Consider the following 22,561-nt stretch of genomic DNA (forward strand, 5'->3'; position numbering starts at 1 on the left):
GTCTGTTTCGATCAACACCCGCCCTTGTGGCGGGAAGCCCTCTTTCAGCCGCGGAGGCGCGGGCGGGAGTGACGGGAGAGGGAGTGATGCAAATTTATGAGAATCATTGCCGATCGCGGGCGGTCTTCATCTCGGGGAGGCCTGGCTGACGCCAGGTGGAAGATCCATTTCGGCGCCAATTTCGCCCATGATGCCGGCCATAATCCCACTTCGCCGTTGCATCGCTCCGCTCCCCATGCGCAAATGCACGCCGTAAAGCGCAATGCAAATATTTGCGCAAACGGCCGGGCCAACCGGCGGTGTCAAGGCGGGGAAGCGATGACCAAGGCCAGGCTGAGCCTCTTCCAGATCTGGAACATGTGCTTCGGGTTCTTCGGGATCCAGATCGGCTTTGGCCTGCAGAACGCCAACACCAGCCGCATCTTCCAGACCCTCGGCGTCGAGATCGATCACCTGGCCATCCTGTGGATCGCCGCGCCCGCCACGGGCCTGCTGGTCCAGCCGATCATCGGCCACCTGTCCGACAAGACCTGGGGCAAGCTTGGCCGTCGGCGGCCCTACTTCTTCTGGGGCGCGATCCTGACCACGGCCGCTCTGGTCCTGATGCCCAACTCGCCGACCCTGTGGATCGCGGCCTCGGCGCTGTGGATCATGGACGCCTCGATCAACATCACCATGGAGCCGTTCCGGGCCTTCGTCGGCGACAACCTGCCCGACGAGCAGCGCTCGACCGGCTACGCCATGCAGAGCTTCTTCATCGGCATCGGCGCCGTGCTGGCCTCGTGCCTGCCGTGGATCCTGACCAACTGGCTGGACGTGGCCAACACCGCCCCGGCCGGCCAGATCCCGCCTTCGGTGCGCATCGCCTTCTATGTGGGCGGGGCGGCGCTGCTGGCCTCGGTGCTGTGGACCGTCTTTTCCACCCGCGAATACTCGCCCGAGCAGATGGCCGCCTTCGAGGCCGCCGACGCGGCCGCCAAGGGCGAGGCCGTCGCGGCCGAGGCCGGCTCGGGGCGCGCGGTTTCCGCCTACCTGACCGGCGGCGCGATCTGGACGGTCGCCGGCCTCGCCGTCGCGGCGGGCGTCTATGCCTCCAAGCTGGAGAAAGAGCTCTACGTCCTGGCCGCCCTGATCGGAGGCTTTGGCCTGGCGCAGCTTGCCGCCGGGCAGCTGAAGCGGGCGGGGCGGACTGGCAACGGCTTCTCCGAAGTGGTCGAGGACCTCTTCGCCATGCCCGCCACGATGAAGCAGCTGGCGGTGGTGCAGTTCTTCTCGTGGTTTGGCCTGTTCGCCATGTGGATCTACACCACGCCCGCCGTCGCCGCTTTCCACTACGGCGCGACCGACGCGACCTCGGCCGCCTACAACGCCGGCGCCGACTGGGTGGGGGTGCTGTTCGGGGTCTATAACGGCGTGGCGGCCCTGGCGGCCCTGCTGATCCCGGTCATCGCCCGCGCTGCGAGCCGCCGCGTCGCCCACGCCCTTTGCCTGGTGCTGGGCGGGCTTGGCCTGTTGTCGTTCCTCGTGATCCGCGACCCGAAGCTCCTGATCATCGGCATGGTCGGCGTGGGCTTCGCCTGGAGCTCGATCCTGTCGTCGCCCTATTCGATCCTGTCGGGCTCGGTGCCGGGGCGGAAGATGGGCGTCTACATGGGCATCTTCAATTTCTTCATCGTCATTCCGCAGCTGTTGGCCGCCACGGTGCTGGGCCTGCTGCTCAAGACCTTCTTCGGCGGCCAGGCGATCTACGCGCTCGTGCTGGGCGCGGCCTCGTTCCTGATCGCCGCCGTCTCCGTCTTCGCCGTCAACGACCCGGGCGAGCCCAAGCGGCTGGCCAAGTCTCTTTCGTGAGGCCCCTGATGCGTACCCTCAAGACCCTGATCCTGGCCGCCTCGGCTCTGACCGTTGCGTCGGCCGCCCAGGCCGCCGAACCGGCCACCACCTGGGCCTACTCGGCCAAGACCGCCGTCGGCGCCTCGTATGAGGCCTATGTCGACGGCGCCTACAAGGACGGCGGCCCGACCGGCGCGGTGTCGAAGGTTTGGTTCTCTGTCGCCGACGGCGTGCTGACCGAAACCATGTACGGCCTGATCCACGAGGCCCAGATCAAGCAGATGCGGATCGCCGTGAAGACCTCTGATGGCGTCGCCGTCGAAGGCCGCGACACGACCGCTCGCACTGAATATCTGTATACGGACAAGAAGGGTCGCCCGCTGTCGCCGGCCTACAGGATCACCACCACCGACAAGGCCGGCCGCTTCGTCATCGAGAAGCGGATCTTCACCGATCCCGACCGCCACGCCCTGTTCCTGCGGGTGACGGTCAAGGCGCTGAAGGGCTCGGTGACGCCGTTCCTGGTGCTGGAGCCGCACATGGCCAACACCGGCGGAAACGACGTCGGCTCGGCTGGCGCCCAGGCCCTGACGGCCGGCGAGGGCAAGGTGTACCTGACCCTGCGCGGCGACCGCCCCTTCGCCAAGGCCGCCGCCGCCAGGCTGGAAGGCGACGACGCCCTGAAGATCCTCGGCGACGATGGCGTGCTGGCCGGCGGTTCGGAGGCCAAGGGCGCGATCGTGCTGGCCGCCCAGCTGCCCACCCAGGCCTCTGGCAGCGCCACCTACGACTTCGCCATCGGCTTCGGCGCCGATCCGGGCGCCTCGGCCCAGACGGCCATGGCCAGCCTGAAGACCGGCTATGACGAGGTGCTGGCCCGCTACAACGGCGAGGGCGCCCATGTGGGCTGGGCCGACTACATCGCCTCGCTGACCGAGCTGCCGCGCGTGGCCAAGGAAAGCGCCGACGGCGGCAAGCTTGCCTATGCCAGCGCCCTGATGCTGAAGGTGCAGGAAGACCGCACCTATGCCGGCGCCCTGATCGCCTCGTTGTCCAACCCCTGGGGCGACACGGTCGACGCTTCCAAGCCCTCGACCGGCTACAAGGCCGTCTGGCCGCGCGACTTCTACCAGTGCGCCATGGCCCTGGCGGCGTTGGGCGACAAGGAGACGCCGCTGGCGGCCTTCCACTACCTGCCCACCGTGCAGGTCGGCGAGAAGACCCCGGGCAACAAGGGCGCCGGCGGCTGGTTCCTGCAGAAGTCGGAGGTGGACGGCACGCCCGAATGGGTCGGCGTCCAGCTGGACCAGACGGCCATGCCGATCATGCTGGGCTGGAAGCTGTGGAAGCTGGGCTGGCTGCAGGACGCCGACCTCAAGGCCTACTACGCCCGCATGATCAAGCCGGCCGCCGACTTCCTGGTCGACGGCGGCAAGGTCGGCATCGGCTGGAACAAGGCCACGATCGTCCCGCCCTACACCCAGCAGGAGCGCTGGGAGGAACAGGACGGCCACTCGCCCTCGACCACGGCCGCGGTGATCGCCGGCCTGGTCACCGCCGGCGAGATCGCCGACCTGGCCGGCGACGCCAAGTCGGGCGACCGCTACCGCGCCGCCGCCGACGGCTATTCCGCCAAGGTCGAGGCGCGGATGTTCACCACCAGCGGCAAGTTCGGCGATGGCAGCTACTTCATGCGCCTGAACAAGAACGAGGACCCCAACGACAAGGCGCCGATCGGCGCGGCCAACGGCCAGATCGCCCCGCCCGAGGACGAGGTCGTCGACGGCGGCTTCCTGGAGCTGGTGCGCTACGGCGTGCGCCGGGCCGACGACAGCCATATCGTCGGCAGCCTGCCCGAGCTGGACGACACCGCCCGCGAGGACATGTACCGCGTGCGCTACGACTTCAGCTTCCCGGGCGTGAAGGGCAGCTTCCCCGGCTGGCGGCGCTACGACGTCGACGGCTACGGCGAGGACGCCAAGACCGGCGGCAACTATGGCGAGGGCGGCGAGATGAGCCCCGGCCAGCGCGGCCGGGTCTGGCCGATCTTCACCGGCGAGCGCGGCCACTACGAACTGGCCCTCGCTCTCGAAAAGGGGGCGGCTGAGAAGGGCAAGCCTTCCAAGGCCCAGATCGCCGCCATCCGCGCCCGCTACGTCAAGGGCATCGAGCTCTTCGCCAACGACGGCCTCTTGATCCCCGAACAGGTGTGGGACGGCGTCGGCGCCAAGACCCGCCACCCGTACGTGACCGGCGAGGGCACGGATTCGGCGACGCCGCTCGCCTGGTCGCACGCAGAGTACCTGAAACTGCTGCGCTCGCTGGCCGACGGCCAGGTCTGGGATCGCTACGAGCCGGTGGCGGCGCGGTACGCGAAGTAGGGGGCGTTTGCCCCGGGCGCGGCGTCGGCTAGAGGGATCGCATTCACGCCTGGCGAATGATCCTCGTCCTTCGACAAGCTCAGGATGAGGATCATTTCAAAGGCCCGAGCGGCAGAAAAACCTCATCCTGAGCTTGTCGAAGGACGAGGTTTTCGTCTCAAGTTCGGAATGTCGATCCGTTCTTGCGCCCCGGGAGGAACGCCATGACCGGTCAGTCGATCACGCTGAGGCTGCGCATCCAGGACCCGGTTCCGGGCGTGGCCTACAGCCTGCAGGACAAGAAGAACCATCCCGTGGGGCCGGTGATCGCCGGCGACGGGCCGCTGGCCTTCGACGTATCCGTGCGCGCGGCGCCGGGGCCGCGGTACCTGGGCGAGTTCGTTCGCAGCGAGGGGCCCAGCCGGCGGTTCGTCTACATCGCCATCGGAACCTCTGCCGGCCAGCACGGCTCGACCTGGACGAGGCGGGCCAAGATCGACATCCACACCATCCCGGAAGACCTCTTGGCGCGGGCGTTGGAGGGCGCGATGCTCGAGGTGCTGCTGCCCGGCCGCGCCAAGGACGGCGGCCCGGCCTGCGCCACCGTGGTTCCTCTGGAGGGCTGGCGGGTGGTCGGCTGAAGCCCGCCTTCCTTGCGCCCTCGACTCCGGCTAAGAACGGAGCATGAACGACGCTGTCGACCCCTACCTGATCCTCGCCCTGGTGTTCCTGCTCGCCGCCGCCGGCGCGGTGGTGTGGGCGATCGTGGCGCAGCGCAAGGCCGCCGCCGCCCAGCAGGAGGCCTGGCGGCTCTCCTCGCAGCTGGAGCAGGCGCTGGAGCGCCACCGCATGCTGGAGGACCAGGCCAGGACCAATATGGAGCTGGTTCGCGCCGAGGCGGAGAAGAGCGCCCAGGCCGTTGCCGAGCAACTGATCAAGCGCGCCGACGAGAACGCCAAGAGCCGCGACCAGCTGACCCAGGCCCGCCTCGAGGCCCAGCTGAAGCCGGTGGCCGAGACCCTGGCCAAGTTCGAGGCCCAGGTCACCGCCGTCGAGAAGACCCGCGCCGAGGAGACCGGCGGCTTGAAGGCCCAGATCACCGCCCTGATGGAGGCCTCGACCGCCACCCAGGCCGAGGCCCGCAAGCTTTCGGCCGCCCTGCGCCGCGGGGCCGGGGTGCAGGGCCGCTGGGGCGAGCAGATGCTGCGCAACGTGCTGGAGATGGCGGGCCTCAAGCACGGCGTCGATTTCACCGAGCAGGTGCAGCTGGACGGCGGCCGCGTCCGCCCCGACGTGGTGGTGCGCATGCCGCGCAACGCCGCCTTCGTCATCGACGCCAAGTGCTCGCTGAACGCCTATCTGGAAGCCCAGGACGCGCCCGACGACGTCACCCGCGAGGCGGCCTATCTGCGCCACGCCGCCAGCTTGCGCGCCCACATCCAGTCGCTGTCGGCCAAGGCCTATTGGGACGCCCTGGAGGTCTCGCCCGACTTCGTGGCGATGTTCGTGCCCGGCGACGGCATCCTGGCGGCCGCCCTGGAGCGCGCCCCCGAGCTGATGACCGAGGCGATGGAAAAGCGGGTGATCATCGCCACGCCCTCGACCCTGTTCGCCCTCTGCAAGGCGGTGTCCTACGGCTGGCGCGTGGAAGAGCAGGCCAAGAACGCCGTCGAGGTCGCCGCCCTGGGCCGCGAGCTCTACAAGCGGGTGGCCGACATGGGCGGCCACGTGGCCGGCATGGGCCGCTCGCTGTCGGCCGCCGTCGACAAGTACAACGCCTTCGTCGGCTCGCTGGAGAGCCGGGTGCTGCCCAAGGCCCGCGAGTTCGAGAAGCTGAAGGTCGAGCACGGCGGCAAGGGCATCGAGGAGCTGGCGGCCGTCGACACGGCCGTGCGGCCGGTCACCAAGCTGGAAATCTCAGACGCCTCAAACGGTTCTGGCGACGGGGTGGGACAAAACCCCGCCTTGACCCTTGGAAACGGGACGCCTACCTGAGTCCCGTTATGGCTATCCGTCGCATCCTCACCATCGATAATGCCGCCGACCTGGCGACGCTGAAGAAGATCTCCACGCCCGTCGAGGCCGTCACCGACGAGGTGCGCGCCCTGATGGATGACATGCTGGAGACCATGTACGACGCGCCCGGCATTGGCCTGGCCGCCGTCCAGATCGGCGAGCCCGTGCGCATCATCGTCATGGACCTGGCCCGTGAGGAAGAAGAGCCGGCCCCGCGCTATTTCATCAATCCCGAGCTGTTCGACCCGTCCGAAGAGCTGTTCGTCTACGAGGAAGGCTGCCTGTCGGTGCCGGAATATTTCGACGCCGTCGAACGCCCGGCCCGCATCAAGGTGCGCTACCTGAACTACCAGGGCGAGAAGGTGGAAGAAGAGGCCGAGGGCCTGTTCGCCGTCTGCATCCAGCACGAGATGGATCACCTCGAAGGCGTGCTGTTCATCGACCACCTGTCGCGCCTGCGCCGCGACCGGGCGATGGCCAAGGCCAAGAAGGTCGCCCGGGTGGCGTGATCGCCGCCGCATCGAATTTCAGAAGAGCCCCGGCCCCAAAGGCCGGGGCTTTTTCCTTGATCCTCCCCCTCTGGGGGAGGTGGCCCGAAGGGCCGGAGGGGGGCGTTCTCAGCTTCCGCTGAAACAGCAAATCTTCGAAACGCCCTTACCCGCCTCTCCGCGATTGCACCAACGGATCCAGCGCCTATGGTCCGGGAGGGCATGGGGGCGTGCGATGATCAGGAAATTGCGGTGGGCGGCCAACGCCGTGGCGCTGCTCGGCGGCGCGGTCGTGCTGTCGGGCTGCACGTTCGTCGAGGAGCCGAAGCGCGACGCCCACGAGTTCCTCGGCGCCACGCCGGCCGACCAGATCATCTGCACGGTGAACCCGGACGACGCGGGGGAGCAGTGGCTTTCGACCGCCGCCGACCAGTTCCGGATGGTCGTGTCGGAGGCCAAGGTCGGGAGCCTGTCCCGGTGCAATGTCTGGCTGCGCAGCGTGCCGCTCTATTACGTGAGCGGCGACACCAACATCACCTTCGTGATGGACGGTTGCCGGGTCGCGCGATCCTACAAGCTGGTCACGGCCAACGATGGCGGGGTCGACGTCAGCAACCAGGGATGCGGTCGGCGATCCGACTTCAGCCTCGTCAAGGATGGCGCCCGCCACTGGATAGAGCGAGCCGACGACCGAGGCCGGTAGCCCCGAGCCGTGCAGCTAACGCTTTCCCCGCGCGGCTTCCCGCGCTAACCCGCATCCCCGATGCCCCAGTCCGTACGCACCGCCTATCGTGAGCGCCTCGCCGCCGGCGAGATCCGCCCCGACGTCGCCCAGGCCGCCGCCATCGACGCTCTGGCCCGCCTGGAGTCCGACCTCGACAACGCCGGCGAGCCCAGCTTCTCGTTCTTCGGCCGCAAGCCCAAGAGCCAGCGCGGGCTCTACATCTGGGGTCCGGTCGGGCGCGGCAAGTCGATGGTCATGGACCTGTTCTTCGACAGCGCCCCGGTGCACCGCAAGCGCCGCGTCCACTTCCACGTCTTCATGGCCGAGGTTCACGCCCACATCGACGCCTGGCGCAAGGGCGACGCGGCCGAGCGGAAAGCGCGCTTCGGCCGCCACAAGGGCGACGACCCGATCGCGCCGACGGCCGAGCTGATCGCCGGCGAGGCGAGGCTTCTGTGCTTCGACGAATTGCAGGTCACCGACATCGCCGACGCCATGATCCTGGGCCGGCTGTTCGAGGCGCTGTTCGCCGAGGGGGTCACGCTGGTGGCCACCTCCAACCGTCCGCCCGACGACCTCTACAAGGACGGCCTCAACCGCCAGCTCTTCACGCCCTTCATCGCCATGCTGAAGGAGAAGATGGAGGTGGTGGCCGTGCGTGGGCCGGTCGACTTCCGCCTGGACCGCCTGCGGGCCGGCCGCACGTGGCTGTCGCCGGTCGACAAGGCCACCGAGGCCGAGTTCGACACGCTGTGGGCCGACATGCTGGACGGCGCCGAGGAGACCGGCTCCACGCTGGAGGTCATGGGCCGCAAGCTGCGCCTGCCGCGCGCCGCCGGCGGCCTGGTGCGCAGCTCGTTCGCCAGCCTGTGCCAGCAGGCGCTGGGGCCGCAGGACTACCTGGCCCTGGCCGAGCGTTTCCACACCATCTTCCTGGAAGACATCCCGCTGCTGGTCCCCGAGAAGCGCGACGCGGCCAAGCGCTTCAACACCCTGATCGACGCCCTCTACGAGGCCGACGCCAAGCTGGTGGCCCTGGCCGCCGGCGAGCCCGAGGCGCTGTATCCGGCCGGCGACGGCTCGTTCGAGTTCGAGCGGACCGTGTCGCGCCTGCAGGAGATGCGCTCGGCGGACTATGTGGGGCGGGTGCGGGACTGAAGACCCACTAAACTCCCGTCATTCCCGCCCTTGTGGCGGGAACCCCTCTGTCAGCCGTTGGGACGGTAGGGGCGGACTGCGGGGCAGTCCGCTTGCGCTTCATTTGCGAGCGGAACCAGAGGTTCCCGCCACAAGGGCGGGAATGACGGGAGATCAGGGTGGGAGAGGGGCCCTCTAGAACACCCTATCCAGCGACACCGTGAACCGGCAGGCCAGCCCGGCCTGCGCATAGTCGATCGCCACCTGTCCGCGCAGTTCGGCGCCGATGCTGCGTTCGATCAGGCGCGAGCCGAAGCCGCGGCGGGCGGGGGCGATCACGCTGGGGCCGCCGGCCTCGCGCCATTCGAAGGACAGCATGCCCGGCGGCTCCTCGCGCCAGGTCAGCAGCAAGCGGCCGGTCTCGATGCTCAGCGCGCCGTACTTGGCGGCGTTGGTGGCCAGTTCGTGGAACACCATGCCCAGCGACAGGGCCACGCGGGCGGGCAGGTTGAGGTCTGGGCCGTCCATGACGATGCGCGCCGGATCGTAGGGCGCCAGTTCCTTGCCGAGGATCTGGCGCAGGCCCGCGCCGGCCCACTGGCTGTCGGTCAGGGCGTTGTGGGTCTGTGACAAGGCCAGCAGCCGCGCCTCGAAGGCCCGTACGAAGGCTTCGGGTTTCTCCACGCCGCGCAGGGTCTGGCGGGCGATGGCCTGCACCGTGGCCAGGGTGTTCTTGACGCGGTGGTTCAGCTCGTCGAGCAGCAGCCGCTGCTGCTCGCCGGCCAGCACCTTGTCCGTGACGTCCGAGCCCTCGACCAGCACGCCGGAGACCGCGCCGTCCGGCTCGACGATCGGCTGGTAGATGAAGTCGAGGAAGCGATCCTCCAGCGGCCCGTCCGGCGTGCGCTGCAGGGCGACCTTGATCTCGCGGCCGACGAAGGCCTCGGCGGTGGCGGTCACCCGGTCGAGCAGCGCCACGAAGCCTTGCTCCACCACCTCGGGCAGGGCCTCGCGCAGCGGCAGGCCGACGACGTCGCGCCAGCCGATCAGCTGGCCGTAGGCGTTGTTGACCAGGTCGAAGCGGTGCTCGGGACCACGCAGCACGGCCATGAAGCTGGGGGCCTGCATGAACAGGCGCCGCAGGTCGTCGTTCTGGGCGCCGGCCGCCCCGGCCCGCAGCAGCACGTCGTCCTGCAGCATGGCCATCTCGCCCCGGCCGAAGGCGACTTCCTTCAGGCGCTGGATGGCGGTGACGTCCTGGGTGTGCTGGACGATGTAGGCGGTCTTGCCGTCGGGACCGGGAATCGGGGTGTGGGTGGCGCTCCAGATCCGGTCCTCGAAGCCGCCGCCCAGATGGTCGGGGCGTTCGATGGCGTAGGGGATCAGCGGCAGGTGGTCGACCTTGCCCAGGTCGCGGGCGCGCAGCAGCGAGCTTTCCAGCCGCTCGCGCGACTCGCCCTGGCCGGGGAAGGCGTCGAACAGGAAGGCGCCGTCGAGCTCGCCCCAGGCGCGGGCCACGGCGTCCAGATAGGCCTGGTTGGCGGCCACGTAGCGCAGCTGGCGGTCCAGCATCATGTACGGGGTCGGCAGACGATCGAACACCGCCGCGAAATCGATCGGCCCGGTCATCGCCTGAAGGTCATCTCCCGTTGAACAGCCAGCGATAACGCAAGCTTTGCTAGAGAGGTTCCTTCATTCTCCCGTCGGGTGAAATGCGAACGTATCTCAAGTAACGGCCGTTTCGTTGACACCCCGGCGCTCGCGCTTAAAAGCGTCCCGCAACGCACAAATCCACAGGTTGGACGTAAAAATGACCGAGACGAGCCGGGGGCTCCCTGAGCGTCCGCTGTCGCCGCACCTCCAGGTCTGGCGCTGGCACATCACCATGGCGTGCTCGATCCTGCACCGCGCCAGCCTGTTCGCCCTCTATGTCGGCGTCCTGCTGCTGGCCGGCTGGGCCCTGGCCCTGGCTTCGGGCCCCGAGCACTACGCCTGCTATACCGACGTGCTGGGTTCGGTGCTGGGCAAGCTGGTGCTGTTCGGCATCACGGTCGCGGTCTTCTACAACGTCGCCTACATCGTCCGTCAGAGCTTCTGGGACCTGGGCAAGGGCTTCGATCCGAAGACGGCCAACCTGACCGGCGTGGTGGTCATCGCCTTCGCGATCGTCGCCGCCGTCGTCACCTGGATCATCGCCTTCGCGACCGGAGCGATCTGACCATGAGCACCTCCAAGAGCCAATTCCGCACCCCGCTGTCGCGCGCGCGCGGCCTGGGCGCCTCGCACCACGGCGTGGGTCACTTCATCTCCGAGCGCGTCTCGGGCCTCGCCCTCGTGCCGCTGTTCATCTGGGGCGCCTTCGCCGGCATCCGCCTGGCCGGCGCCGACTTCGACACGGTCGCCGCCTGGGTGGCGATCCCGATCAACGCCGTCCTGCTGTCGCTGCTGTTCATCGCGCTGCTGGTTCACCTGAAGAACGCCATCCAGGTGGTCATCGAGGACTATGTCGAGGCGTTCGCGCCGAAGGCCGCCCTCGTCATCGGCAACCTCTTCGTCTGCATGCTCGCGGGCGCCGCCGGGATCGTCTCGATCCTGAAGATCGCCTTCACCGGAGCCCTTTGATGTCGGCCTACACGTTCATCGACCACAAGTTCGACGTCGTCGTCGTGGGCGCCGGCGGCTCTGGCCTCCGCGCCGCGCTCGGCGCCGCGCAAGCGGGCCTCAAGACCGCCTGCATCACCAAGGTGTTCCCGACCCGCAGCCACACCGTGGCGGCCCAGGGCGGCATCTCGGCCTCGCTCGGCAACATGGGCCAGGACGACTGGCGCTGGCACATGTTCGACACCGTCAAGGGTTCGGACTGGCTGGGCGACCAGGACGCCATCGAGTACCTGACCCGCAACGCTCCGGCGGCGGTCTATGAGCTCGAGCACTGGGGCGTGCCGTTCTCGCGCACGGCCGAGGGCAAGATCTACCAGCGCGCCTTCGGCGGCATGACCAAGAACTTCGGCGAAGGCCCGATCCAGCGCACCTGCGCGGCGGCCGACCGCACCGGTCACGCCATGCTGCACACGATGTACGGCCAGTCGCTGGCCCACGACACCGAGTTCTTCATCGAGTACTTCGCCCTCGACCTGATCATGGAAGACGGCGCCTGCCGCGGCGTGACCGCGTGGAAGCTCGACGACGGCACCCTGCACCGCTTCCAGGCCCAGACCGTGATCCTGGCCACCGGCGGCTACGGCCGGGCCTACTTCTCGGCCACCTCGGCCCACACCTGCACGGGCGACGGCAACGCCATGGCGCTGCGCGCCGGCCTGCCGCTGCAGGACATGGAATTCGTGCAGTTCCACCCCACCGGCATCTACGGCGCCGGCTGCCTGATCACCGAAGGCGCCCGCGGCGAAGGCGGCTACCTGACCAACTCGGAAGGCGAGCGCTTCATGGAGCGCTACGCCCCGTCGGTTAAGGACCTGGCGCCCCGCGACATGGTCAGCCGCGCGATGACCATCGAAATCCGCGAAGGCCGCGGCGTTGGTCCCAACAAGGACCACATCTTCCTGCACCTCGACCACCTGGATCCGAAGATCCTGGCCGAGCGCCTGCCGGGCATCTCGGAGACGGCGAAGGTGTTCGCCGGCGTCGACGTGACCAAGGCTCCGATCCCTGTGCTGCCGACCGTTCACTACAACATGGGCGGCATCCCGACGAACTACCACGGCGAAGTGGTGACCAAGGCCGGCGACAACCCCGACCAGGTGATCCCGGGCCTGATGGCCGTGGGCGAAGCCGCCTGCGTGTCGGTGCACGGCGCCAACCGCCTGGGCTCGAACTCGCTGATCGACCTCGTGGTGTTCGGCCGCGCGGCCGGCCTGCGCTGCGCCGAGACCCTGGTCCCGGGCGCCAAGCAGCCGGAACTGAAGGCCTCGCAGACCGAAGCGCACATCGCGCGCTTCGACCGCATGCGCAACGCCAACGGCTCGACCCCGACCGCCGAGCTGCGCCTCGAAATGCAGAAGGCGATGCAGGAAGACGCCGCCGTGTTCCGCACCGGCGAGAGCCTGGACAGCGGCGTGGCCCGCCTGCAGGCCGTCTGGGACAAGAAGGGCGACGTCAAGGTTTCCGACCGCGGTCTGGTGTGGAACACCGACCTGATGGAGACCCTGGAGTTCGACAACCTCATCGGCCAGGCGGTCGTGACGGTGAACGGCGCGGCCAACCGCACCGAGAGCCGCGGCGCCCACGCCCGCGAGGACTTCTCCGAGCGCAACGACACCGAGTGGATGAAGCACACCCTGGCCTGGCTCGACAACGAGACCGGCAAGGTCAGCATCGATTTCCGTCCGGTGCACAACTACACGATGTCGCAGGACATCGACTACATCCCGCCGAAGCAACGGGTCTACTAGGGGAACGCAGATGGTCCAGCTCTCTCTTCCCAAGAACTCCCGCGTTCAGAGCGGCAAGCACTGGCCCGCTCCGGCCGGCGCCAAGAACGTGCGCTCGTTCAAGATCTACCGCTACGATCCCGAAACCGGGATGAACCCGCGGTGGGACACCTATGACGTCGACGTCGACGCCTGCGGTCCCATGGTCCTGGACGCGCTGCTCTACATCAAGAACACCATCGACCCGACCTTGGCCTTCCGCCGGTCGTGCCGCGAGGGTGTCTGCGGTTCGTGCGCGATGAACATCGGCGGCCGCAACACCCTGGCCTGCACGCACGGCCACTCGGAGACCCCGGGCAAGGCCGTGCAGATCAGCCCGCTGCCGCACGTGCCGGTGGTCAAGGACCTGATCCCGGACCTGACGCTGTTCTACGCCCAGTACGCCTCGATCGAGCCGTGGCTGCACACCACGACCCCCGAGCCGCAGAAGGAATGGCGCCAGGCCCCGGAAGACCGAGAGAAGCTCGACGGCCTGTACGAGTGCATCCTGTGCGCCTGCTGCTCGACCTCGTGCCCGAGCTACTGGTGGAACGGCGAGAAGTACCTGGGCCCGGCGGCCCTGCTGCACGCCTACCGCTGGCTGATCGACAGCCGCGATGAAGCCACCGGCGAGCGCCTCGACGACCTCGAGGACCCGTTCAAGCTCTATCGCTGCCACACGATCATGAACTGCGCCCAGGTCTGCCCGAAGGGGCTGAACCCGGCCAAGGCCATCGCCTCGATCAAGAAGATGCTGGTGGAGCGGGTGGTCTGAGGACTGCCCGGGCCTTCGGTCTCGCCGCATTCCTGTGGGGCGCGGCCGAGGGCTTCCTGTTCTTCGTCGTTCCGGACGTGCTCATAAGCCTCGTCGCTCTGCGGCGAGGCTTTCGCATGGGGGCCATGGCCAGCCTGGCCACGGCCCTGGGGGCGATGGTCGGCGGGGCGGCCATGTGGCTGTGGAGCGCTAGCGCGCCCGGCCCGGCGCTGAAGGCGGTGGCCGCCGTGCCGTCGGTCTCCGACGCCATGATCGACAAGGCTAGGGGCGACATGGCCCGCGAGGGCTGGGTCCTGGCCAGCCTGAAGGGGCCGCTGACCTCGACGCCCTACAAGGTCTATGCGGCCTTGGCCCCGCAGGCGGGCGCGAGCCTGCCGGCCTTCGCCGCCGCGGCCCTGCCTGTTCGCCTGCCGCGCTTTCTGCTCGTGGCGGCGGCGTTTTCGCTGATCGGCGCCATGATGCGGGGCCGGGTCGGTCCGAAGACTGCGCTGGCCGTCTTCACGACGGGCTGGGTGCTGTTCTATGGCTGGTTCTGGATGACCCGTCCCGGCTAGCGCCGGCTTGCAAAAGATGACGGGGTCGTCAATTTTGTTCCGTGCGGGAGACAAACGCGTTGAGTGAAGCGGTCGTGAGCGATCCGAAGGCCAAGGTGGTGATCGTCGGCGCCGGCCATGCCGGCGGCTCGGCCGCCGCCTTCCTGCGCCAGTACGGCCACGAGGGCCCGATCGTGCTGATCGGCGAAGAGCCGCTGCTGCCCTACCAGCGCCCGCCGCTTTCGAAGGCCTGGCTGAAGGGCGAGGCCGACGCCGACAGCTTGGCCCTGAAACCCCAGGAATGGTACGCCGAGGCCAATGTCGCCCTGCGCCTGCAAGGCGTGGCGACCAGTCTCAACCGCGGCGACCGCACCGTGAGCCTCGCCTCGGGCGAGGTCATCACCTACGACTTCCTCATCCTCGCCACCGGCGCCCGGGCCCGCGAACTGCCGATCCCCGGCGCGGATCTGGCCGGCGTGCTGGCCCTGCGCACGGCGGCCGACGCGGAAAGCCTGAAGGCCGCCCTGGGCGAGGGCAAGCGCCTGGCCGTGGTCGGCGGCGGCTATGTGGGCCTTGAAGCGGCCGCCTCGGCCCGCGCCCTGGGCGCGGAGGCCACGATCATCGAGCGCGAGAGCCGCGTGCTGGCCCGCGTCGCCTGCGACACGCTGTCGACCTTCTTCCAGGACTATCACGGCGCGCGCGGCGTGAAGTTCGAGCTGAACGCCAATGTCGAGGCGTTTGAAGGCGAGAACGGCCATGTGACCGGCGTGCGCCTGAAGGGCGGCGAGGTCGTGGCCTGCGATGCGGCCCTGGTCGGCGTCGGCGCCCATCCCAATGTCGAGCTGGCCCAGGACGCGGGCCTGGAGTGCACGGGCGGCATCGTCGTCGATCTGGAGGCCCGCACCAGCGACCCGCGCGTCTTCGCCATCGGCGACGTCGCCCACCGGCCGCTGCCGCTGTACGAGCGCCAGTTCCGTCTCGAAAGCGTGCCCAACGCCCTGGAACAGGCCAAGCAGGCGGCCGCCGCCATCGTCGGCCGCGCGGGCCCCGCGCCGGAGGTGCCGTGGTTCTGGTCCGACCAGTACGACCTGAAGCTCCAGATCGCCGGCCTGCCGTTCGACGCCGACAGCACCATCGTCCGCGGCGACGTGGCCGCCGCCAGGTTCGCCGTCTTCCACCTCAAGGGCGACCTCGTCCAGGCCGTGGAAGCCGTCAACGCGCCGCCCGAGTTCATGGCCGGCAAACAATTGATCGCCAAGCGGACGCCCGTGTCTAAGACAAAGCTGTCCGATCCGGCGATATCCATGAAGGAAGTGGCGGCCTGAAAGCCGCCCGCTAGCTACGCAGGGGAACCATGGCCAAGATCACCTACATCGAATTCGACGGGACCGAGCACGTCCTCGAGGTCAAGCCGGGCCTGACGGTCATGGAAGGCGCCGTGAAGAACAACGTCCCGGGCATCGACGCCGACTGCGGCGGCGCCTGCGCCTGCGCGACCTGCCACGTCTATGTGGACGACGCCTGGACCGACAAGACCGGCGACAAGTCGGCCATGGAGGAGTCGATGCTCGACTTCGCCGAGAACGTCGAGCCCAACAGCCGGCTGTCCTGCCAGATCAAGGTCAGCGACGCGCTGGACGGCCTGGTCGTGCGCCTGCCGGAAAGCCAGCACTAAGCTGCCTGTGCGAGGGGATCTTCAGCGGCTCGGGACGAGCCGCCGGATCCCCTCTTGCATTTCTAGGAGCGCCTCGACGACGTGCTGGTCGCGGATCATCGCGCGCGCATAGGCCTCCACGCGCGGCAGCGCCTCGATCGGATCGATCCCGAGACGGCTGCCCGTGATCCGGGCGGCCAGCAGCGCTGGCGCGATCGCGCAGTCGGCGTGAGACAGTGATCCGCCGACGGCGTAGGGGCCGTCTTCCAGCAGGTCGTCGAGCATGGACAGGGCGTCGGTCAGCTGCTCAAGCAGCCGGCGGTTCTCCGTCGGGCTCTGGGAAGGGCTTTGGGGCGCAGCCAGGGCGACCATCGGCGGCATCAGGTAGAGATCGGCCACCCGCACCAGCTGCCGCGCCCGCGCGCGCTCCAGGACGTCGGCGGGCAGCAGCGGGCGCGCCTGGGGAAAGAGCTCCTCCAGCAGCTCCAGGATGACGGCCGACTCCCACACCGCCTCGCCGTCGTCGAGGATCAGCACCGGCACGCGGCCCGTCGGGCTGACGTCGCGAAACCGCCGATCGTTCGGCCAGCCTGACGGCGGCGGGACGATCTCGACGTCCAGGCCCTTGGCCCGGACCGCGATCCTGACCCGGGTCGCGAAGGGCGAGGCCGGAAGGCTGATCAACTGCATGGAAGGCCCCTCTCAAGCGAGGGCGCGACCTTCGCGCGGCCCGGCGCGGCTTGCAACCGAAGGGATCAGACCCCCTTGGCGCTCGCCGTCGTCGGCGCGGCGGCGATCGGGCCCTGGCTCAGGGTCGGATCCCTGGCGATCACCCGGCGGGCCAGGATCTCCGAGCCGCTGCCCGTCAGGTGGCCGTAGTCGAACTGCACCGGATAGCCCTTGGGGTCGATCTCCAGGCAGTGGCCGGCCGGGCACATGGCCGAGGCCAGCGACACGTAGCGGGCGCCCTTCGTGCGGGCCAGCTTGCCGATCTCGCGGTCGACGCCGCTGACGTCGATGCGCTGCTCGTCGACGAAGTCCGGATCGTGCAGGCGGTCGGAGACGGCCAGCAGGCGGGGCAGGGGCGAGCGGTACTCGATGATCGGGCCGAACACGATGACGTCCAGGCCCTGGCCGCGCAGGCGGGTCAGGGTGGCCTCCAGCCGCGGCAGGTCCTCGCGCTTCCAGCGGGCGGCCAGCACCACGGTGTCGACCTTGTGGGCCGGCAGGTAGGTGTCGAACATCCGGTCCATCAGCGCCACGCAGCGCTCCTCGGCCGAGCCGGGGTGGGTCAGGGTCGGCTTGCAGCCCGAGGCGGTGGCCTGCATCACGTTGACGCCCGGCATGGCCTTGGCCAGGCCGTACCACAGGTGGGCGGCGTGGCTGTCGCCGATCAGCAGGTAGTCGCGGCGCCTGGGATCCTGCTTCACGCAGGCCATGTCGAAGTCGTCGACGGTCGAGCCCGACGGCAGGAAGCAGGTGCCCTCGCGCATCTGGCGGTGGCTCTTGTCGGTCAAGAGGTCGGCGATCTGCTGGACGCGCGGCGAGTAGCGGAAGGAGAGGCCATGGTCGACCTGGCCGGCCACGCCCACGGCGACCAGCACGGCCGCGGCCGCGCCGGCGGCCTGGAACAGCGCCTTGCGGGGCAGCTTCAGCGGACCGACGCGGAACGGCCGCTCGATCAGCCACCACGAGATCGTCGCCAGCACCAGCGAGACCAGCACCGTGCCGACCTTGATCGCCATGGCCGGAGCGCCGCCGAACAGGAAGCTGTTCATCTGGGCGCCGACCATCACCGGCCAGTGCCACAGGTACAGCGAGTAGGAGATCAGGCCGACGAACACCACCGGCCGCCACGACAGCAGGCGGCCCATCAGCGTCGGCCCCGTCTCGCCGGCGGCGATGACCAGCGCCGCGCCCAGGCAGGGCAGCAGGGCGGCCGCGCCGGGGAACGGCATCTGCTCGCGGTAGAAGAGCACCGCAGCCCCGATCATGGCCAGGCCCGAGAGGGCGGCGGCTTCCCGCAGCCAGGTGGCGCGGATCTTCGGAACCATGCCCAGCGCCAGCACCGAGCCGATCATCAGCTCCCAGGCGCGGTTGTGCGGCAGGTAGAAGGCCGCGCTGGGCGCCAGGGCGACGCTGGCCACGGCGCTGGCGAACGAGGCGGCCATCAGGCCCCAGATGATCGGCTTCAGCCGGGTGGGGAACACCCGCAGCAGGAACGACAGCAAGAGCGGGAAGACGATGTAGAACTGCTCTTCCACCGACAGCGACCAGGTGTGCAGCAGAAGCTTGGTCGAGGAGTCGGAGTCGAAATAGCCGGCCTGGGTCCAGAAGAAGACGTTCGAGGCCGAGAACACCGCCGCGATCAGGCTGCGGGCGTATTCCAGCATCTCGCCGGGCAGCAGGGTGAAATAGGCCAGGGCCGTGGCCGCGACCAGCACCGCCAGCAGGGCCGGGGCGATCCGCCGGACCCGCCGCTCGTAGAACCGCAGCAGCGAGAAGTCGCCCCGGGAGAGCTCGGCGAAGATGTTGCCGGTGATCAGGTAGCCGGAGATGACGAAGAACACGTCCACCCCGACGAAGCCGCCGGGCAGCTGGTTGAAGCCGGCGTGGAAGGCGACCACCGGCAGCACGGCCACGGCGCGCAGGCCGTCGATGTCCTTGCGGTACTGCATCCGTCTATCCCCGTGGCGCCGATACTGGGCCGATCGCGTCTTGGGCCGATCGCGCGCGTCCCGCCCCCGCGCGTCAACGTCAACCTTGGATCGAGGGGGATAGGGCCGGCTTGTGACCGTTGCTTGTTCGACCGGCGGGGAAGCTGTGGAAAGGTTGTGCAGCCAAAGCTTGACCATTGACGGTTGCGCGCGAGGCGCGGCGAGGGTCGCACTCCTCCCGCCCGGCGGGCGCGCGAACGCGGCCTGAAGGACGGGGCCGGTCTCAGGGGAAGGGCGGGCGGCCGCCTGGGTGGCTCGAACGCATGACCTGTCCGCTACGAAACAGATGCGTACGACTGCACCGCTCACCCGGCTTGGTCGGCGATTGCGATGATATCCAGGGAGTTAGCTTGCGATGAGGGCCTTTCGCCCGACGACTTGCCACTCTCCATCGATTTTCCGCAGAAGCACCAGATACGCGCCGCCGCCAAACCGATTGGTGGAGGTAACTATTTCGACCAGCGCCTCGTCGCCGGTCGCATTCAAGGCGGGAAGGGAGATGCGTTGAACGAATTTCTGCTTACCTTCAAAGCCAGCAGTGGCGAGAAGGTCCTGGGCCTGGGCAGCGGATATTAGGGTCGCTCCCGCTGCCGCCTTTTGGCGAGCATTCTCGCACACGAGAGCTGACTGACCTCGCGATGCTTCGAAAGTGGAGAGGGTGGAGGTTTGTGGCCGCTCGCCCCGCCACTCGATGCCCAGCACCCCGGGCCTTAACGCAATGCTGAACGGGCGCGTCGCCTCAGGGCTATAGTAGACATCACCTGCGGGAGGGGCCGGGATGGCCGCCACAGCCGCGTCACATCGCGACTGGCGGACCCGCGCCTCATGATCCGCAGCAGAACCCGCAGTTCCGATCGCGCCGGCGGCCAGCAACAAGGCTATCATCGTCATGCTTTACCTCGGAACGGTCCCACCTAACCATTGGTTTAGCTCAGCGTCGTGTTGTCGTGTCTTCGATGAGCACCCGGCGAAGGGTCCTAGAGGCGGCGTCATGCTCGCTGGTCGCCTTGCTGATCAGTAAATCTTGCAGCGTTAGGGCGCGCTCGACGCGGTCGGTTGACAGATCGCCCAGCAACACAGGCAACTGCTCGCGCTATTGCAACGATCTGTTCGAGTATAGCGTGCGCAAGAGATTTGCTGAAGCGACGTTCTTTGTTCGTGCCGCGGCACATATGCACCGTTTCGCTCACGCAGGGGGAAGTGGCGAGGTTGTGCGACCTGCTGATTTTGCTGAGCATTCCCAGCTAAGCATAAAATGGTGCCGCCTAGGTGACTCGAACACCTGACCTACGCATTACGAATGCGCCGCTCTACCGGCTGAGCTAAGGCGGCCCACGGCGCGTCGGCAGAATCGCCGGGCGCGAGGAGCGGCCTATTTAGCGGGGCGCGGGCCGCTTGCCAAGCGTCGTCGTGCGCCTGTGTTGCGACGGGGCGCCGGAGCGGGGCCGGGGGCGTCGGGCGAGGGCGGGTCGTCGAGTTCGCCGGGGTCGTCCAGGGCCGGGTGGTCGAGGAACGGGATCAGGGCCCCGCCGGTCTCGGCGGCGTGCACGAAGGCGGTGGATTCGGCCAGGGTCGACTGGGCGTAGGCCGAGGGGAGCTGCGGCAGGTCGCTCATCGTGCGCTCGCGGCGCTCGAAGCGCGGGTGGATCAGCTCGCCGGTCTCGGCGTAGCTGGCGGCAAGGCGAGCCCAGTCCTCGCGGCCGTAGGCGAAGGCCTGGCCCTCGGGGTCGAGATCGCTCCAGTCGGGCTCCTGCGGGGCGGCCACGCCCCGGGCGACCCAGGCGCGGGCTTCGTCGGGCTCGGCGCAGGCGAAGGCGACGCGGGCCATCAGGCCGGCCAGGCGGGCGGTGGGGGAGGCTTCCTCGGGCAGCAGGCGGGCGGCGGCGCGGGCGGCGACCGGGTCGCCGCCGATCAGGGCGCTCTCGACCTTGAGGATGCGGCTCTCGCGGGCCTCGGGCTTGAGCTGGGCCAGGGCGGCGAGGCGGGCGGCGCGGGCCTTGGGCGTCTCGCTGGTCTTGAGGTCGCGATAGGCCAGCCACAGGGCCGGGTGGGGCGAGCCCTTCCAGGCGGTCTCGATCAGGGTTCCAGCCTTGGCGGCCTTGCCGTCGGCGGCCAGCAGGCGGGCGGCCATGACCACGCCGGGGGCGAAGTCGGACTTCAGCTTCACCGACTGCAGGGCGAAGTCGAGGGCCTGGTCGACAGCCTTGGGATCGTCGCTCTCCTCCAGGCTCGCCGCGGAGGCGGCCAGCAGGGCGGCGCGGGCGCGCTCGGCGACCACGGGCGAGACGATCTTGCGCTCCTGGCCGCCCTGGACCAGTTGCAGGGCCGCGGCCCAGTCGCCGGCCTCGAGCCGGGCCTCCAGCAGGGCGCGCCAGGCCCACAGGGCCGAGCGGGCCAGGCCGTAGGCGGTCTCGGCGTGCTTGAGGGCCAGGACCCGGTCGCCCTCGGCCAGGGCCAGTTGCATCAGGCCGCGCAGGCCGGCGAGACGCATTTCCGGAAAGCCCAGCATGGCGTTCCAGGCCTGGCGGGCGGCGGCGGTGTCGCCGGCGGCCTCGGCGGCCTGGGCGGCCAGCACGCGGACGAGGGCGGGGGCGTCGTCGTTGAGATCGGCGGCCTTCTGGGCCAGGCGCCGGGCTTCGGAGCCGTCGCCGGCGGCCACCGCGAGAAAGCCGCGCGACAGGGCCTCGGTCGCCTGCTTGCGGCGGGCCTCGGCGCGAGCGCGGGCGGCGCGGCGGGGGGCCTCGATAATCCACAGCAGGCCGCGCCACAGGGCGGCGGCGACCAGGGCCAGCAGCAGGGTCAGCAGGGCGGCGGCGGCGGCCGTCATCTCGACCCGCCAGCCCAGCCATTCCAGGCTGGCCGCGCCCGGCTCGCCGGTCAGCGAGACCACGATCACGGCGATGACCGCGATCAGGACCAGGGCGAGGAGGGCGCGGATCATCGGGAGGCCCCGGGGGGGGGCGCGGGGGTGGAGGTCTCGGGGGAGGTCGCCGGCGCGGCCCCGGCCAGGCGGGCGTTCTGCTGGGCGCGCGAGACCTGCATCAGGCCGGCCAGGGCCTCGTCACGAACGGCGGCGACCAGGCGGTCGATCTCGGCCCGGCGCTCGGCCTCGGCCCGCCAGGCGGCGAGCACGGGGCGGGCGCTGGGCGGCAGGGCGTCGAGGGCGCGCAGGGCGCCGGTCAGGTCGCCGGCGTCGAGCCGGGCCTCGGCGCGGGCCAGCACGGCGTCGGGGCCGCTTCCGACCGTCGAGCCGACCTGGCGGATGGTGACCACGCGCGACAGGGCGTGTTGCAGCTTGGCCAGGGCGCCGGCGTCGGGACCCGGCTCGTGGGCGGCGACCGAGGCGCGGCCGGCCAGGTCGTCGAAGCCGGCGGCCAGGCCCGCCAGCGTCGGGGCGCCCTGGCGGGCCAGGCGTTCGAGGGCGCGCACCTCCGATGACGGCGGCAGCACGCGTTCGAGGGCGGCGACGGCGTCGGCGAAGGGCTCTCCGCCCTGCGCGGCCTGCGCCAGGCTGGCGGCGGCCAGGGCCGCGCCGGCCGAGTCCAGCGTGCGCTGCTGGCCCGATTCGAGCAGGGCGATGCGCGCCTCCAGCCGGTCGACCTCGGCCGAGGGGGAGGGAGCGGGCGGGGCGGCGACCACCGGGGCGTCGGCGGCGGGCGCCGCGAAGCCGGCGGCGACCGGCTGCTGGGCGGCCGGCGGGGTTTGCGGCGCGGCGTCCTTCCTGGTGAACCAGGTCGGGCCGAAGCGGGCGATGGCGACGCCCGCGCCGACGCAGGCGATGCACAGCACGATCATCACCCAGAACATCGGGCCCAGCAGGGGCTGGCGGGCGTAGAGGGCCGGGTCGCTGGGGGCGGCGATTTCGGCGGGGTCGGGGGCTGCGCTCATGATCCCCAT

General features: G+C 69.5%; 20 protein-coding genes and 1 tRNA gene. 14 read left to right on the forward strand and 7 right to left on the reverse strand.

Going from position 1 to position 22,561, the window contains the following annotated elements; translation table 11 throughout:
• Positions 1-318 precede the first annotated feature (318 nt).
• The 7 genes from DDF62_RS07170 (at position 319) to zapE (ending at position 8,579) form a co-directional block, all read left to right on the forward strand.
• Complete coding sequence (locus DDF62_RS07170; protein WP_116488499.1) at positions 319-1,851, forward strand: MFS transporter; 1,533 nt, start codon at positions 319-321, stop codon at positions 1,849-1,851.
• Between the two features lie 8 nt (positions 1,852-1,859).
• Positions 1,860-4,214, forward strand: coding sequence for a glucan 1,4-alpha-glucosidase (locus DDF62_RS07175; protein WP_116488500.1), 2,355 nt, complete (start codon positions 1,860-1,862; stop codon positions 4,212-4,214).
• A 203-nt stretch (positions 4,215-4,417) separates the two neighbouring features.
• A complete protein-coding gene (locus DDF62_RS07180) occupies positions 4,418-4,834 on the forward strand; it encodes a DUF5990 family protein (RefSeq protein ID WP_116488501.1) in 417 nt (138 codons plus the stop codon).
• Between the two features lie 43 nt (positions 4,835-4,877).
• Positions 4,878-6,188, forward strand: coding sequence for a DNA recombination protein RmuC (locus tag DDF62_RS07185; protein ID WP_116488502.1), 1,311 nt, complete (start codon positions 4,878-4,880; stop codon positions 6,186-6,188).
• A gap of 8 nt (positions 6,189-6,196) precedes the next feature.
• Positions 6,197-6,718: a peptide deformylase gene (gene def / locus DDF62_RS07190; RefSeq protein WP_116488503.1), complete on the forward strand. Its 522-nt coding sequence runs from the start codon at positions 6,197-6,199 to the stop codon at positions 6,716-6,718.
• 214 nt (positions 6,719-6,932) lie between these two features.
• Complete coding sequence (locus DDF62_RS07195; protein WP_133244899.1) at positions 6,933-7,400, forward strand: hypothetical protein; 468 nt, start codon at positions 6,933-6,935, stop codon at positions 7,398-7,400.
• A gap of 60 nt (positions 7,401-7,460) precedes the next feature.
• Entirely contained in the window at positions 7,461-8,579 is a 1,119-nt protein-coding gene (zapE, locus tag DDF62_RS07200) for a cell division protein ZapE (RefSeq protein ID WP_116488505.1), read from the forward strand.
• Positions 8,580-8,753: 174 nt separating this feature from the next.
• On the opposite strand, the gene DDF62_RS07205 is transcribed toward zapE, so the two are convergent.
• Positions 8,754-10,187, reverse strand: a complete 1,434-nt coding sequence (locus DDF62_RS07205; RefSeq protein WP_116488506.1) for a sensor histidine kinase — start codon at positions 10,185-10,187, stop codon at positions 8,754-8,756.
• 181 nt (positions 10,188-10,368) lie between these two features.
• Between DDF62_RS07205 and sdhC the strand changes: the two genes are divergently transcribed.
• The 7 genes from sdhC (at position 10,369) to DDF62_RS07240 (ending at position 15,968) form a co-directional block, all read left to right on the forward strand.
• Positions 10,369-10,776, forward strand: coding sequence for a succinate dehydrogenase, cytochrome b556 subunit (gene sdhC, locus DDF62_RS07210; protein WP_116488507.1), 408 nt, complete (start codon positions 10,369-10,371; stop codon positions 10,774-10,776).
• 2 nt (positions 10,777-10,778) lie between these two features.
• Positions 10,779-11,180 carry a succinate dehydrogenase, hydrophobic membrane anchor protein gene (sdhD, locus tag DDF62_RS07215; protein ID WP_116488508.1) on the forward strand — a complete coding sequence of 134 codons (402 nt, stop codon included), beginning with the start codon at positions 10,779-10,781 and terminating at the stop codon, positions 11,178-11,180.
• Entirely contained in the window at positions 11,180-12,967 is a 1,788-nt protein-coding gene (gene sdhA, locus DDF62_RS07220; protein WP_116488509.1) for a succinate dehydrogenase flavoprotein subunit, read from the forward strand. The genes sdhD and sdhA overlap by 1 nt, the downstream gene beginning before the upstream one ends.
• Before the next feature lie 10 nt (positions 12,968-12,977).
• On the forward strand, positions 12,978-13,760 hold the full coding sequence (locus DDF62_RS07225; protein ID WP_101718637.1) for a succinate dehydrogenase iron-sulfur subunit: 783 nt from the start codon (positions 12,978-12,980) through the stop codon (positions 13,758-13,760).
• A gap of 116 nt (positions 13,761-13,876) precedes the next feature.
• On the forward strand, positions 13,877-14,314 hold the full coding sequence (locus DDF62_RS07230) for a hypothetical protein (RefSeq protein WP_116488510.1): 438 nt from the start codon (positions 13,877-13,879) through the stop codon (positions 14,312-14,314).
• A gap of 74 nt (positions 14,315-14,388) precedes the next feature.
• Entirely contained in the window at positions 14,389-15,618 is a 1,230-nt protein-coding gene (locus DDF62_RS07235) for an NAD(P)/FAD-dependent oxidoreductase (protein ID WP_116488511.1), read from the forward strand.
• 29 nt (positions 15,619-15,647) lie between these two features.
• On the forward strand, positions 15,648-15,968 hold the full coding sequence (locus DDF62_RS07240) for a 2Fe-2S iron-sulfur cluster-binding protein (RefSeq protein ID WP_116488512.1): 321 nt from the start codon (positions 15,648-15,650) through the stop codon (positions 15,966-15,968).
• 21 nt (positions 15,969-15,989) lie between these two features.
• Here the strand turns inward: DDF62_RS07240 and DDF62_RS07245 are convergent, their stop codons facing one another.
• The 6 genes from DDF62_RS07245 to DDF62_RS07275 form a co-directional block, all read right to left on the reverse strand.
• Positions 15,990-16,637: a glutathione S-transferase family protein gene (locus tag DDF62_RS07245; protein WP_116488513.1), complete on the reverse strand. Its 648-nt coding sequence runs from the start codon at positions 16,635-16,637 to the stop codon at positions 15,990-15,992.
• A gap of 65 nt (positions 16,638-16,702) precedes the next feature.
• Positions 16,703-18,625 carry an acyltransferase family protein gene (locus DDF62_RS07250; protein ID WP_165832193.1) on the reverse strand — a complete coding sequence of 641 codons (1,923 nt, stop codon included), beginning with the start codon at positions 18,623-18,625 and terminating at the stop codon, positions 16,703-16,705.
• Positions 18,626-19,009: 384 nt separating this feature from the next.
• Positions 19,010-19,555, reverse strand: coding sequence for a hypothetical protein (locus DDF62_RS07255; protein ID WP_133244900.1), 546 nt, complete (start codon positions 19,553-19,555; stop codon positions 19,010-19,012).
• A gap of 365 nt (positions 19,556-19,920) precedes the next feature.
• A tRNA-Thr gene (locus tag DDF62_RS07260) sits at positions 19,921-19,996 on the reverse strand.
• Positions 19,997-20,036: 40 nt separating this feature from the next.
• A complete protein-coding gene (locus DDF62_RS07265) occupies positions 20,037-21,605 on the reverse strand; it encodes a heme biosynthesis HemY N-terminal domain-containing protein (protein WP_116488516.1) in 1,569 nt (522 codons plus the stop codon).
• A complete protein-coding gene (locus tag DDF62_RS07275) occupies positions 21,602-22,552 on the reverse strand; it encodes a COG4223 family protein (protein WP_116488517.1) in 951 nt (316 codons plus the stop codon). Before DDF62_RS07275 ends, DDF62_RS07265 begins: the two co-directional genes overlap by 4 nt.
• Positions 22,553-22,561: the final 9 nt, after the last annotated feature.

This window comes from Caulobacter radicis (genome assembly GCF_003094615.1).
Taxonomy (GTDB): Bacteria; Pseudomonadota; Alphaproteobacteria; order Caulobacterales; family Caulobacteraceae; genus Caulobacter; species Caulobacter radicis.

Excerpts from the sequence above, each read along its gene's own strand:
- def (WP_116488503.1), top strand. The coding sequence starts at position 6,197 with ATGGCTATCCGTCGCATCCTCACCATCGATAATGCCGCCGACCTGGCG.
- sdhC (WP_116488507.1), top strand. The coding sequence starts at position 10,369 with ATGACCGAGACGAGCCGGGGGCTCCCTGAGCGTCCGCTGTCGCCGCAC.
- DDF62_RS07170 (WP_116488499.1), top strand. The coding sequence starts at position 319 with ATGACCAAGGCCAGGCTGAGCCTCTTCCAGATCTGGAACATGTGCTTC.
- DDF62_RS07245 (WP_116488513.1), bottom strand. The coding sequence starts at position 16,637 with ATGCAGTTGATCAGCCTTCCGGCCTCGCCCTTCGCGACCCGGGTCAGG.
- DDF62_RS07205 (WP_116488506.1), bottom strand. The coding sequence starts at position 10,187 with ATGACCGGGCCGATCGATTTCGCGGCGGTGTTCGATCGTCTGCCGACC.
- DDF62_RS07240 (WP_116488512.1), top strand. The coding sequence starts at position 15,648 with ATGGCCAAGATCACCTACATCGAATTCGACGGGACCGAGCACGTCCTC.
- DDF62_RS07175 (WP_116488500.1), top strand. The coding sequence starts at position 1,860 with ATGCGTACCCTCAAGACCCTGATCCTGGCCGCCTCGGCTCTGACCGTT.
- DDF62_RS07225 (WP_101718637.1), top strand. The coding sequence starts at position 12,978 with ATGGTCCAGCTCTCTCTTCCCAAGAACTCCCGCGTTCAGAGCGGCAAG.
- DDF62_RS07230 (WP_116488510.1), top strand. The coding sequence starts at position 13,877 with ATGGGGGCCATGGCCAGCCTGGCCACGGCCCTGGGGGCGATGGTCGGC.
- DDF62_RS07180 (WP_116488501.1), top strand. The coding sequence starts at position 4,418 with ATGACCGGTCAGTCGATCACGCTGAGGCTGCGCATCCAGGACCCGGTT.
- zapE (WP_116488505.1), top strand. The coding sequence starts at position 7,461 with ATGCCCCAGTCCGTACGCACCGCCTATCGTGAGCGCCTCGCCGCCGGC.
- DDF62_RS07185 (WP_116488502.1), top strand. The coding sequence starts at position 4,878 with ATGAACGACGCTGTCGACCCCTACCTGATCCTCGCCCTGGTGTTCCTG.
- DDF62_RS07275 (WP_116488517.1), bottom strand. The coding sequence starts at position 22,552 with ATGAGCGCAGCCCCCGACCCCGCCGAAATCGCCGCCCCCAGCGACCCG.
- sdhD (WP_116488508.1), top strand. The coding sequence starts at position 10,779 with ATGAGCACCTCCAAGAGCCAATTCCGCACCCCGCTGTCGCGCGCGCGC.
- DDF62_RS07255 (WP_133244900.1), bottom strand. The coding sequence starts at position 19,555 with ATGACGATGATAGCCTTGTTGCTGGCCGCCGGCGCGATCGGAACTGCG.
- sdhA (WP_116488509.1), top strand. The coding sequence starts at position 11,180 with ATGTCGGCCTACACGTTCATCGACCACAAGTTCGACGTCGTCGTCGTG.
- DDF62_RS07265 (WP_116488516.1), bottom strand. The coding sequence starts at position 21,605 with ATGATCCGCGCCCTCCTCGCCCTGGTCCTGATCGCGGTCATCGCCGTG.
- DDF62_RS07250 (WP_165832193.1), bottom strand. The coding sequence starts at position 18,625 with ATGCAGTACCGCAAGGACATCGACGGCCTGCGCGCCGTGGCCGTGCTG.
- DDF62_RS07195 (WP_133244899.1), top strand. The coding sequence starts at position 6,933 with ATGATCAGGAAATTGCGGTGGGCGGCCAACGCCGTGGCGCTGCTCGGC.